At 34.4% G+C, this 13,717-nt stretch carries 10 protein-coding genes; all 10 read right to left on the bottom strand.

The window, feature by feature from the left end; translation table 11 throughout:
• Positions 1-8: 8 nt before the first annotated feature.
• Genes ABZ559_RS05505 through cps2T form a run of 10 tightly spaced genes read right to left on the bottom strand, consistent with a single transcriptional unit; the run spans position 9 to position 13,560 of the window.
• Positions 9-935 (bottom strand): glycosyltransferase family 2 protein, encoded by a 927-nt coding sequence (locus ABZ559_RS05505; RefSeq protein ID WP_367007487.1) that lies wholly within the window; start codon positions 933-935, stop codon positions 9-11.
• Positions 898-2,583 carry a hypothetical protein gene (locus tag ABZ559_RS05500; RefSeq protein ID WP_367007486.1) on the bottom strand — a complete coding sequence of 562 codons (1,686 nt, stop codon included), beginning with the start codon at positions 2,581-2,583 and terminating at the stop codon, positions 898-900. The genes ABZ559_RS05505 and ABZ559_RS05500 overlap by 38 nt, the downstream gene beginning before the upstream one ends.
• Positions 2,584-2,593: 10 nt before the next feature.
• Entirely contained in the window at positions 2,594-3,808 is a 1,215-nt protein-coding gene (locus tag ABZ559_RS05495; RefSeq protein WP_273414856.1) for a hypothetical protein, read from the bottom strand.
• Between the two features lie 9 nt (positions 3,809-3,817).
• On the bottom strand, positions 3,818-6,286 hold the full coding sequence (locus ABZ559_RS05490) for a sulfatase-like hydrolase/transferase (protein ID WP_367007485.1): 2,469 nt from the start codon (positions 6,284-6,286) through the stop codon (positions 3,818-3,820).
• Positions 6,283-8,052, bottom strand: coding sequence for a rhamnan synthesis F family protein (locus ABZ559_RS05485; protein WP_367007484.1), 1,770 nt, complete (start codon positions 8,050-8,052; stop codon positions 6,283-6,285). Before ABZ559_RS05485 ends, ABZ559_RS05490 begins: the two co-directional genes overlap by 4 nt.
• Complete coding sequence (locus ABZ559_RS05480) at positions 8,049-9,446, bottom strand: glycosyltransferase (protein WP_367007483.1); 1,398 nt, start codon at positions 9,444-9,446, stop codon at positions 8,049-8,051. The genes ABZ559_RS05485 and ABZ559_RS05480 overlap by 4 nt, the downstream gene beginning before the upstream one ends.
• Positions 9,447-9,463: 17 nt before the next feature.
• The gene (locus tag ABZ559_RS05475; RefSeq protein ID WP_367007482.1) at positions 9,464-10,678 is read right to left on the bottom strand and encodes an ABC transporter ATP-binding protein; all 1,215 of its coding nucleotides are present in this window, start codon (positions 10,676-10,678) and stop codon (positions 9,464-9,466) included.
• Positions 10,678-11,484 (bottom strand): ABC transporter permease, encoded by an 807-nt coding sequence (locus ABZ559_RS05470; RefSeq protein WP_367007481.1) that lies wholly within the window; start codon positions 11,482-11,484, stop codon positions 10,678-10,680. Before ABZ559_RS05470 ends, ABZ559_RS05475 begins: the two co-directional genes overlap by 1 nt.
• Positions 11,484-12,416, bottom strand: a complete 933-nt coding sequence (locus ABZ559_RS05465) for a glycosyltransferase family 2 protein (protein ID WP_367007480.1) — start codon at positions 12,414-12,416, stop codon at positions 11,484-11,486. Before ABZ559_RS05465 ends, ABZ559_RS05470 begins: the two co-directional genes overlap by 1 nt.
• The gene (gene cps2T / locus ABZ559_RS05460) at positions 12,406-13,560 is read right to left on the bottom strand and encodes a beta 1-4 rhamnosyltransferase Cps2T (RefSeq protein ID WP_367007479.1); all 1,155 of its coding nucleotides are present in this window, start codon (positions 13,558-13,560) and stop codon (positions 12,406-12,408) included. The genes ABZ559_RS05465 and cps2T overlap by 11 nt, the downstream gene beginning before the upstream one ends.
• Positions 13,561-13,717: the final 157 nt, after the last annotated feature.

The raw sequence follows: 13,717 nt of genomic DNA, 5'->3' as shown, positions 1-13,717 counted from the left end.
AAAAAAGATTATTTTTTTTCTTTGATAATATACACAGGTCTTTTTTTGGTTTCTAAAAAGATTTTGGCAATATATTTACCGATAATCCCTAGAGCAAATAGCTGTATACCACCAATAAAAAGAATAATACATACCAAACTAGCCCAACCTGAAACACTACCACCAATTGTTAGTTTTCTGATAATAATGGTTATAATTCCTAAAAGTGAGGCAATAAATGATACTCCGCCTGCCCACATAGATAGATTGAGTGGTGCTTCCGAAAAATTGATAAAGCCATCCATAGAATATTTGAGAAGACTCCAAAAATTCCATGAAGTCTCCCCTGCTACACGCTCTCGATTCTCGTAGCTAATGTAGGTCACATCAAAGCCTACCCAGGAAAATAACCCCTTTGAAAAACGATTGACCTCTTCTAACTCTAAAATACTATCCACAACTTGTCTAGTCATCAAACGAAAATCACGTACTCCATCCACCATTTCAGTATTTGAAACAGCATTAATAATCTTGTAAAACATTTTAGAAAAGAAAGAGCGGATGACAGGTTCACCTTTACGATCAGCGCGACGCGTTGCAACAACATCATATCCTTCCTGAATTTTAGTATACATATCAATCAATAATTCAGGAGGATCTTGCAAATCGGCATCCATTACCGTGATAAAATCACCAGTTGCTGCTTCTAAACCGGCTAACAACCCCGCTTCCTTACCAAAATTACGCGAAAAAGACAGATAGTGAACATTTGGAAAACGACTTGCAACCTCACGTAACACGTTCAAGGTATCATCCTTTGAACCATCATTAACAAAAATATAATCAAATACCAATTGTTTTTTTAACTTTTGTTCAATTTTTTGAGTTTCTTCCAAAAATGGATAAATAGTTTCCTGCTCATTGTAACAAGGAACGACGATGGATATTTTTCTCATTTTTATTCTCCTTTGAAAAATATATAATTACAACATAACCAAACATTGATAATACGGAAAGAATCGAAATAATAAAAGAAAATTTCTGAAGCATTGTTTTCCGATAACTAATTACAATATTATGAACTCCTGAACCAACTTTAACAACAGGAGAACCATTATTTGACATATGAACTGAAGAAATTTCACCATCCACAGCAACTACTATCCCCTTAAACAAATAAAATGGAATTTCTACATTTTCCCTATGCTTATCTATAAACACTTGGATATTAGCTTGATTATTATCAAATTCGATATTGTTTAAAATTTCTTCATTAGAATTTTCAACAAAAACCTTATGATTTACTTTCTCTTGAAAACTATCTAAACTTTGTTTCTCATTAGAAGAGTAGATAATATAATCTGCCGCCTTATGGATGCCATTTACAACTTTATCACTTTTATCATCATTAACCATATAATTAAGGACGTCAATACCAGTATCCACTCGATTCTTTAACGTATAACTCATAACAGGTATAGTAATACTTAAAAAAAATATCACAACTACGATTGGCATTTTTTTTAATTTTAATCTATATAGTAGGTGAGTAATCGCAAATAAGATAAACAAGGTTACAAATGAATCTAACCTCCAAATAAATTGAATAATTCCAAAAATTTTATTAGAGTCTGGATAATGTATAATATCTAACTGTAGAAGAATCAGGAAGGATGAAATGGTTAATAAGTAAAATTCAAGCTTTGCTATTTTAAAAAAAAAGGCAAAAAACATAAGAATAACATAAGAAATAACAATCATAATCCCTAAATGGTTATGGCTTATGGTACCTGTACTTGAGAATAAGTCAGTAAATGAATTTGTAGAATCATTCAAAGAATAAATTGAGGGTGACATAATTTTATTAGCTAAGAATTGTTCAATCATCATTACCAATTGAAAACTACTTAATAAAATTGCACCAACTATAGATTTTATAAAATTAACTACTCTTATTAACCTGTCATTGGTTAAAAATATAACCGAAATGAAAATAATTCCAACAAGGATTGATGTTACAACAAAACTTAAAATATGTGAGTATACAACAAGACTCATTCCAATAGATAAAAACCAATACTGTTTATTTGTAGTTTCACAAATCAATAAACAGTATAGCCCCATAAACACCAAGGGGATAAAGGTTTGTGCTAAATACTCACCTGTTGCGAATCTATTTATTATATTATCTAATCTATAATTTGAAAAAAGATATAAAATAGAAAATATCAATGCATATAAGTGGCTATTATTTGACTCAAAAGAACTTCTACTAAGTATTATGGAAGCTGAGTAATAGGAAATAATAAAGGTAAGATTGGCTAACAATACTTGAAATAATATAAACCCCCAATATATGCTCCCCGTTAATTCATAAAAGAAATAAAAGGGATAGTATGTTAAAAATGGATAAAAAAGATTAACTGAGGATCCTATTCCGTAAAAATATTTAAAATTAATTGGAGATTCCCAAACATTTTCTAAGCTTAACATCCTATTTAGATGAAAACTTAAATCGTCACCTACTAAAGCTCCCTTAGTTAATAGGAACGGAATAATAAAAATGATAGATAAAACTAAAGAAACAATAATCGTTTTTTTCAATTATTTTAACCTACACTTCCTTATAAAGAATCGTTTCCCTCACCAGCATAAGTGATAATATATATCCGCCCATAAGAATAGGAAGATGAGTTCTAACCCCCGAAGCATAAATTGTTGGGGAAAATGCCACTAACATTCTACCAATATAGCAAATTATTACTCCAAAAATTAATAATATTCTTATTTCAAAATCATCTATAAGATACCATATTGATATTGGTATACATGTAAGAAACAGTATAAAAATTAGTAAAACAAACATCGTAGCAATAGATATTCTAAATGAAGTTATAGAAGGTAATATATCATGTAAGGTGGTTAAAAAAGTTACCATTCCTAATTTATATTGAATCATTGAGAACAGGAGCGCTCCTGAAAAAAGAGTTATTAGATATTTTCTCTTAATAACCGAAACAAAAACAAATAATGCAAATAAGAGATACATTATATTGATTTCATTCCCTAAAAATAAAGTATTATTGGTATCAATAAATCCAAGAAATACCTTATCAACTACTCCAATTTTATCAAATTCTGGATACCATGACTTAATTTCACTTAATTTTCTCAAAGCACTACCTGGAGAAATTATTACAGAAATAATACCTATCAGAGAGAGAATTTCAAGGGTTATAAATCCTAGTGAAAACTGCTCTTTTTTTAAATATTTCATAATCATGATTATTAAAATAAAAAGGAAAGCTATCACCGCAAACTGTTCTTGCATCATAGAAAAAACAAAGAGTAAAAGTGAGATTATCTTAAAATATATCTTATCTTTTTGAATTAGGTAAAGAGCACAAATAAAGGTAATCATTGGAAAATAGTAATTTGTAACAGTAGCAATTAGCCCAGCCCCTAAAAAAAATTGAGATGGAAAAATCAAAACAAATAGAATTGGTATCGCAAACCTTAACTTATTAAACTTTTCACTAGTAATCAATAATTTATCTAAAATTATAAACAAAACATATGTTGACAAAAGTAATGCTATATCAAAGATAATATAGTGAACAGAAAAGAACATAGTGGCTGATTCTATTAGCAAACGACTACTCCAAGAGTAATATCGGGAAATAGCAAATCCCAAATAATCATAATGAAAAGACTTCGCTGATTTAGCAAACCATGTCTGATCTCCCTCTTTATTAATAAAGATAATTGACTGCAAACTAAACAGTAAACTAAAAAACATATAATAGACTCGATAAAATAATTTCTTCATAACAAACTCCTAATTCATTTCAAAAAAACTGGGATAATTATTCAAATAATAAGAACCTGAAACTAAATCATATTCTACCATAAGAAGATCTTCTTTGATAAGCTTCCCCTTCTCACTAAGTTCCTCTTTATCAACACTAGCATTATTTAACACATCTGTTAATAGAGCATAATAAGGTGAGACTTTCGAATTTGTATGAGCCAATAGCGCAGCTGGAAAATCACTAGAGTTGATTAAATCATAATTAAGTTTTTCTGTTTGATGATTACTCCAAATGAAATAATCCGTTTGGTACTGAACTTCAGCATTCTCATTAAAAACAGTTTGAGGGTAAAATCCAGGCAAATGATCACCATAAAATACAACTGTTATTGGTTTTTTTAATTGCACCAATTTATCCAGGAAATCCTTGGTTACCTGATCGGTATTATAGACTAGACGAGCATAATTAGACAATTGAGAATTTTCTTTATTGGTTAAACCCACACCTGTACCATAAACATCCGTTGGCTCACCATATAGCCACGGAACATGATTTTGAAAAGTGACAACAGAAAAGAATTGGTTAGTATTTTTCGTCAAGTTATCCAAGACATTTTGATAAGTTGACTCATCAGATGCATACAAACCTAGATTTTCATTCATGGTAGGCTTGTAAGAAGTCCCTTCTGAAGCAATAAACATACCAAATTTCAATTTAGCATAGAGGTCATTTCTAGAATAAGTATAAGAATCACCTAAATGAATAGCTACCTTATCATCATCTTTAAAGCTATTACTTATTGATGGTAGATATTTCATCTTAGGAATCACCTCGGTATTTATCACCGATACCGATGAAGAGAGATTATACAATGGCAACCCAAGCAAGGTTTGAGTTTCCATATTAGCAGTTCCACCACCATAACCATCTGACTTCATCAACCCACTTGTCGTTTGAGATTTTATAATATTAATATTAGGCATAATATCTTTTGACAAAGATATACCATTAATTCTTGCAGGGTTAGACAAACTTTCACTTAGAATATAAATCACAGTTTGCTCCTCAATATTCGAATTTCTCTCCTTATTAATTTCTTCTGCCCTGTCCGTATATCTTCTTACAATTTTTTTGATTCTACTCTTTGAGTATCCATTAGGAGCCTCCATCAAGGGCTTAGTTATTTGTTTTGTCCAAACGTATAAAACTGACTTGTATCTTGCATTTGCAAGATGTCCCATATATGCGATATCTATCCAGTTATTTAACTTAGAAGCTACCGGTACATCAGAGGCAATCTTTCCATTTTCTTCATTTTTAAACACAATAAAAATTGATAAAAAGAGAACAACCGCTAATGATAAAAGAGAAAAACGTATCCTCTTTTTGAATATAATCTTCCCAACCAAAATATGATTTCTGGAAATTAAATAAATTATAACAGGTAGTAAAAACGAAAGAACTATATAAAAAATCAGAGACTCATCCAAAAAGCTAAGCAATAAATTCACTTCATGAAGCCAGACGAAATCTGTTATCAACAAGGGCTCGCTTCGCATACTATTTTTTAAAACGTTAGCTACTGAAACCAGCGTTCCAACAATAATAATCATCAATGTTGTTGAGATATAGCGGTCAACGATAAGATAGATAAAAAGGAAAACTAGGGCTAGGACACTAAACTGATACAGAGTTGCCCCTGGAAAGATATAACGTCCCAATAAGTCTGAATCGCCTCGAACACCATACTGCAAGGTATAGTTAAAAATTAAGGCTAAGATAAGACTAGTTAACACTGCAAGGGATAGGCTCGGCTGATTCTTCCGCATTTTTTCTGAACCATCAGTTGCTGTATAGGCAATCAGTGAAAAAGCCAATAAACAGATAAGTAAAATTTTGAACAATTCCTCTAAAAAGGCAGTTGTTCCGCTTGTAGTCAATGTTGAAATGAGCTCTCCTCGTAAATAGCTTAGCCATTTAGAATCAAGAAGTGCAACATTTGCAAGCAAAAGTGACTGTGGAAGATGGTATCCTTTGCTGTCTTCCAAGAAAACTGAGAGCTTTTTCAAATACTTAGTTCTTGATGCCACCTGCTGAATAAGTAATGCTACAATTAAAATAGCAGCAAGTGTCAGCAAAGCGTTACCTTCCCAAAAGTGATTTTTTCCAAAATTCCATATTTTAAACGACTTATCATTTAAATTTCTTGTCGCAAGGACAACATAGGAAACCACCTGACTAAGAAAATATCCGATAGCCAGTTGAATAACAAATCGTTTCGATAGGATTTTAGAAACATATACTGCTAAAACCACTATAGAAAGCAGATAGACAAAGAAAAGAAATTGATGTAAATTTTGGAATGACGCTTTAATTTCCTTTGTAGTCAGAAGATGCGTCATCAAAAGATAAAAACTGGAATACACTGAGAAGATAATGATAAGACATCGATGTAAAACAGATATCCAGTTGATCTCTTCAAGATATTTTTTCATTTAGACACCTTTTGAGACAAACGTTTAATAATATATTTTACTGCCCTGGCAGGACCGATAAAGATATATTTAAGAGCTCCTCTGATACCACCCATATAAGTGAAATCTACATAAGTGTTTGGCGCACTGTTGCCTCGTTCATTGAGCAATTTATTATCCACGAAGGCCGTGATTTGAGCAGGATTTTTAGAAATTCTAAAATCATAATGCTCATTCCAAGCAATATAAATCAATAAACGCTCAATAGCATGTAAGATTGAATTTTGTGGCAAGGGTTCTGCCGGTACATCGTCATCTGTTAAACCAAGCTCAAAAAGAGGTTTGAGGGCATCATACTTAAACCAGACAAAAGTACCATAACTCATGACAAAACTCTGAAAAGTATTGAAATCAATCGCCTTGGTCATTCCCATACGCTTCCAAAGATCATTCATTTCAGGAGCAATCAAATGTTCATTCCAAGCATCCACAATCTTATTGTAACGGAAGAAAGTTGGAATATCTGCAATAACAATTCCCAGTTTTTCATTGTCAAAGTTGGACAAAATGTTATTGGCTGGATAAATCAACATCTGAATAAGCTCCCTACGCCAAGATTCTCCAGCCCAGAAATCCGCTTCTTTTGATTTTTTGGTATGAAAATGTCCAATATAATCATATTTTGACAACTCTTCCTTGAGTTTGAGCATTGGCAACACATCACGTCCAATATTTCCAGTCACCCGGATATCAGCCTGACGCTTGTGTTGGGTTAAAATTTCTTGAATTTTTACTCGCTTATCCTCAACATCTGTTGTAATAAACAAATCATAATCAAAATTAAAGGATTTTTCAAAAGCTTCTAAAAAGTCTTCTAACAGATCAACATAGAAAGTATGCAAGTGAACAGCGATTTTCTTGCTAGATAAATCAGCAGACGCCACTTGCTTAACCAATTTATGTCCCAAAAGATACATAAAATCGGGAAAATTCACTTCCGACATATGAGAGATAATCAGGTCAATCGGATAATTGGTCTTGTCGGCAATCTCATCCAAAATATAGGGCGTAATACCTTGATGGGCATCAATTGCCTTGACCTTGATGAAGGGAACTTTGTGCTTCAAAATGGCTGTCGGATTGTAATATGAAAAGTCCGGGTGAAGCATTCCCGTTGTATCTTCATGAACCGTATCGAATATCGTCTGGTAATGGAAACCAGCATCCAAAAAAGTTGTTGTTACTTGAGTTTCATAGTCATTGATAACATTTTGAACATCCGTATGATTTCGCACCTTCTCCCAAAATTGCCTAAAAACAGGTGACTCAATGACTGGCTTTTTAAAAGTAATAAAATAACTCTGGATATGTTCAGGAAAACCTTGCGTCTGACGAGATTTCTTAGTTTTCCGGTTGTTAGTCAAGCCCCAAAAATCAACTTGGTCGTTAGCTTCATAATTGAGATAGTAGTCCTTAATATCCCAAAGCGGACCAAAACAGGTATCATTCATAATAGTAATGACATCATAAGTTAGAAGTTCTTCAAATCCAATATGAGTCATTCCATCACGCCAGGCAGCAAAATCAAAACCAATATTCTCACGCTGAATAAAATTGTCCATCAATCGCAAATCAACTAATTTACAGTAATCGTGCTCGCTGACCTGACTGTTTGAAATAAAGGCCACTTTTGAAAACAAAGGACGCATCTGTGTCAGCTGATAATAAACATGTGAACTAACGCGATTATACTTATTAAAATGTACGTATAAGAGCAAACGTTTCATTTTTTTCTCCTAAAAAAGTTGATAATTTTTGTTGGAATAGTCCAACGGCGCGAATGAGTGACCGAATTATAACGGACAACCATCTCTTCTAGAGCCGTCTTGTAGTATAAACGCTCCTGATCTGCTATTTCAAACTGAACTTTGTAAGAATTAAGATTATTTATTTTCTGAGATGCTTCCAAAAGATTCTGAGTTAAAATTTTAGCTACAAAATCGGCAGAATTGATATTATCTACATTAAACATCGAATAGCTTAATGTAAAGTTTTTCTTTTCAATTTTTGAAATGTCATAAATTAGCTGTGGATCACTTTCAGTAAACATGACATAATTGCCAATTAGTGTCCCATTTGTAAAACTTGGTAAAATTTCTGTTCTAAATTCATTAGTTATTAGTGAAACTTTCTGGTAGAAGCTAGGAATTTCAGAAAGATCAATCCGTAACTGTGATATATCTTCTGGTAAATCAAATGTGAAATTATCCTGATATTTCAGTGGAAATTCCAGAACTAGCTCCTGACTAAAATTTTCATCCTTCCGCGCAAAATAAATTGTCACATACTGCTTATCAATCTGTGATATCAACTCACTTTTCCGTGATAGAGCAATTTCAAAATGATTATCCTGTCTAAGTAGCAGTTCAAGAGCGCGATGATAATTTAACGGATACTTTTCTAAATAATTAAGCTGTGTTTGTAATAACCTTTCAAAACGTTTCTGCAGTCTAACATTATCTTGGGTACGCGAATCAGACTCAGGATCCATTCGATAAACCGTCGTAGAATCTGGTAAAAAACTTAGCTTTGTTTTTCTAAACAATTCTAGCTGAATATCAAAAGTATCATCAGCAGTATTGACATCAATAAGATTATTTACTTCACGCATTAAATCGGCATCGACTAACCAAGTTGATGCCATAGTCATGCCCTTCAGAACAAGCATTTCTTCATAAGAAGTCAACAAGGGGATGACTTGATTTTTAAAAACCTCTACCTGAGTAGTTCTACCAATGGAATCAACCATATTAAATTCCGTGTTAGACCACCGAGAATTTGGCGAGGATTCTAATAAATCAACCTGTTTTTGCAGTTTCTCATCATCAATCCAATAATCATCCCCATCGCAGCGTGCGATATACTGCCCTCGTGCTTTCTTACAAATTGCAACCCAAGTTTTAGCAATTCCTTGATTCTCAGCATTGAAAAAAGTTCTAATCTGTTCTGGATAGCGTCGCTCATAATCGCGGATAATATCAACAGACTCATCTGTTGAACAATCATCAACAAGGATAATCTCAAACTCAAAAGTCGTTTTTTGGCGCAAAAAGCTATCAATAGCATCTGCTATCCACTTTCCTTTATTGTAATTTGTACAAATAACAGATACTTTTGGCATTATTACATCCTCAATTCTCAATCATTAAAAGTCCAACTTCCATTGCGCTGAATTAACCCACTGGCTGAATCCAGTGCTGACTCATCATCTGAAGCAATGTCGTCACGATTAATCCAGATAATGGGGGTTTGAGTAGCATTGGCAAAGCCAAGCATTTGTCCCTCCTTATCACGAATAGTGACTTCCAGTTTCATCTTCAAATCATTCACCTGTGACAACGAGCATTCATAAGTTATCTCTTTATGACCAGCCCCAGATGTGGGGATATCCATAGAATTGTCATTATAAATCCAAATATTGCGGTCAATATCTGTTAAAGACAAAGCAACATAGGTAGGGATATCTTCAAGAACATCATAAGAAACAGTAAAAGAGACAGTCTCTTTTGGTGTCATACGAGTTGGTGAATGAAGTTCAACGCTAACATTTTCAACTTGAACTACTTCTTCCTTAGTTTCAACTTCTTCTTCAGTTTCATCCAGAACTTGCTCAGTATTGTCATAGCTGTATTGGTTAGCAACATCAAACGGATCCCCGTAAGCCTTGACCAGACCATTTTCGATTAGCACAGCACGGTTACAATATTTCTTAACAGCTCCCATGTCGTGGGTAACCAAGATAGTGGTCTTGCCTGATTTTTTGCGTTCCATGAAGTAGTCGTTACACTTACGTTGGAAGGCTTCATCTCCAACCGCCAAAACTTCATCCAGAATCAAAATATCTCCTTGTGCTTTAATGGCAACCGAGAAAGCTAGACGTACTTGCATCCCTGACGAATAATTTTTGAGTTTTTGGTTCATGAATTCCTTCAGCTCGGCAAATTCAACGATATCATCGTACATAGCATCAATTTCTTCAGTAGTAAAACCGAGCATAGCACCATTCATATAGACATTTTCACGACCAGTTAATTCAGGATTGAAACCAACTCCTAATTCGATAAAGGAAACGACTTTACCATCAATGGTCACCTGACCTTTTTCAGGCACATAAATTTGAGAAATGATTTTCAACAATGTTGACTTCCCTGAGCCATTACGCCCAACAATCCCAAAGAAATCACCCTTATTAACTTCAAAATTAATGTCTCTAAGAACATGTTGTTCCTTATAACCTTTTATCCCTTTAAATCGGTTGACAAGAGCGGTACGCAAGCTATGTGTACTTTCTGTAGGAAGTTTGAAGAATTTGGAAACGTGTTCCACTTTTACTGCAACTTGATTTTCTGACATTATAAGATCTCCGCAAATTTCTTAGCATTCTTACTAAACAAGACGTAACCCAAAATAAAAATGAGTACTGGCAAGCAATATGGAACTAGCCCCCAGATATGATGATTATACAAATCCCAACCGCGAGTTGTACCGCTGTAAACAATAAAATGACGTAAATCTTGAATAATCTGCGCAAGTGGATTAAGCATCATCAGTTTAGCAATGGTAAAGTGATTATTTTGAAGAATATAAGTCAGCGAATAAATAACTGGCGTAGCATACATTCCTGCCTGCATGACAACTTCCCAAACAGGACCTAAATCACGATATTTAACAAAGAGAGTAGCAAGAATAAAAGCAACCCCTGTCGACATCAAAGCTAACTCAATAAAAAGAGGAAAAATCCACAAATATCCCCAACTAATACTAACACCATTAATCAGAGCAAAAACAAGAACAACCAGCAAGTTAATGCCATAGTTAATGGCTGCTCCGACTACTGACGAGATAACAATAATTTCCTTTGAAAAATTCAACTTACGCAAAAGATCACCACGTGTCACAATAGAAACCATCCCCATATTGGTTGCTTCTTGGAAAAACGACCAAGTCACCATCCCAAGCAAAACCGCAATAGCATAGTGAGGAGTATGGTCATCCAAACGCAAGAAACGAATGAAAACCAAATACATAATGGCAAAAAGCATCATGGGCTTAAGGATAGACCAAAGATGCCCAATCAAACTACCTTGGTAGCGAAGTTTAAAATCTGTTTTAACCATTTCTCTTAATAAGATACGATTTTCCTTATTAAAAAAATTCATTATTTTCTCCCATAACCAAATTTAGTGATAATCAATGTGCGAAAAACCAAGGTGTGAAAACTACGGTTTTTTCGCAATTTGTAGTGTCTTAGGCGTCTAATACGTTCTAACAAAGGTTGTTCTAAAATAGTAACAAAGGCTTCAACTAAGTCTCGTTTATCCTTGGTTAAATCTAAATCTAACAAAAATCTAGCCTGTGTCTGACTCGATTCAATTAACCACCAGTATTTTTCGACTAATTTATGCGGTTTCAACCAATTTTTCATCCTTTTTGACCAAGTACGAGCTCCCAAAACATTAGCCTCATGCTGACGATAAAGCTCTGTCGGCTGATCAATATAGACCAGATTACCCATACTACTTGCAACCAATGCTAGATACCAGTCATGCATGAGCAACCGATCATACGTTGTCCATAGGTCAGCCAAAACATGGTTAATCATCGCTGTTCCACCAGTCACCGTATTTTCAGTTAATTCCTGAACGAGCTGCGTGTTGGCATGGTCTGACTGAGTCTTAATCATGCTTTCGTGTAAAACATTGAGTTTTTGGTCAACAATTTTTAAGTCTGTATAAATCAGAAGAGGCTTGGTTTCATCATATTTTTCAGCTTCAGCCAAGGTCACTTCTAACTTATTAGGTAGCCAGATGTCATCTTGGTCGCTAAAAAAATAATAATCTGCTCTGCTATGTTTCAAAAGTGTGTAAAAATTCTTGATAACCCCAAAATTCTCACGATCATCAACATTGATAAAGCAAATTCGACTATCTTTGGCGACAAAATCCTCAATAATCTCTGGAGTCTTGTCACTAGAACCATCATCGCGGATATAAAGTGTCCAATCTGTCACCGTCTGCTGGCGAATGCTCTCAATTTGCTCCGTCAAAAACTTCTCACCATTGTAGGTGGACATGAGTATATTAACTTTCATGTAAAAACAACTCCTCGTACTCCCCTACAATTTTCTCCCAAGTGTAGCTTTCTTTGATAATCGCTCGTGCTTGCTCACCAAGAGCTTTAAAATCAGATTGCTTGTCAACATCGTTGATGAGGCTGGCTAGATTACCCGCCTCTTTTGTCCAATAATAAGCACTACTCTGAGCAACTGATTTGTTAAAATCAACACCAAAAACCAGATTTAAATCAGTATGACCAAGCGCCTCAAGTAAACCAGGATTGGTCCCTCCCACCTCATGACCATGAATGTAGGCGAATGTATTCTCACGAACATAATTCAAAAGATCTCGATCATAAACTGTCCCAACAAACTTCACGCGCTCGTCCGTATCGAATTGTGTCTTCGCTCTCAAAGTGTCAAAATAAGCATTGCCTTCATGATTGCAAATGACAACCAAATCGCGTTTAGTCTCAGACAGCATAAATTCTCTGATGGCAGTTTCGTAATTATTTTCAGGCACAAAACGACCAACGATAAGATAGTAGCCTTTTTCAGTCAAATCCCATTTTTCAAAGTAAGTTCTGATTTTTTGGTCTTTGGCAGTTAATGAAGATACCTGAGTATCCGTCCCATAGGCAATAAAGCGCGTCTTGGCCGTTGGGTAGGAATTCTTAATGTAGGTTTCAATACCAATATTATCGGAAATGACCAAATCTGCCTGATTTGCCATACATTTCTCGGCATACTTAAGATAAGCTTGAACAGGTTTAGACCATTTGCTACGTTTCCACTCTAGTCCATCAGGATTGACGAAAAGGTGACCACCGACAGCATGAATCTTTTTAACAAATCCGCCAATAAAAGCACCAATGGTGTTTCCCAAAATATAAAAAATGGGATTTGAAATTCTTTGCTCTTTCACCATCTTCAGACAATAGTTAATAGCCATCATGTCATAAGCGATAACACGCGCTGGTCCAAGTTTAGGAGCTTTAATGGTAAAACAGTCCGCTCCCAGGTGTTCAAAATGGTTCTCATGCTCTGTGTTACTCAAACAAGCAACATGATATTTAAGATTTGAAGACTGTTGATGTTTTACCAATTCTTCTACAAAAGTCTCAAAACCACCATACTGAGCTGGCAAGCCACGACTTCCGATAATAAAAACATGTTGCACCGCACACTACTCCATTCTAAATACAATCATTGTCTATTATATCATATTATTAAAGGCATTGCGAAAGAAAAAGGAAACCATGCTTAGCTCCCTTTTTCATATTTCTTAGCCTTTTTCTTAGAGTCTGCATTCACAAGTAAAGTGCTTTTATCTAAGA

This window comes from Streptococcus sp. ZY19097 (assembly GCF_040731245.1).
GTDB lineage: Bacteria > Bacillota > Bacilli > Lactobacillales > Streptococcaceae > Streptococcus > Streptococcus orisratti.
The sequence above is the reverse complement of the archived record's forward strand: the minus strand, read 5'-3'. Positions and strand labels throughout refer to the sequence as shown.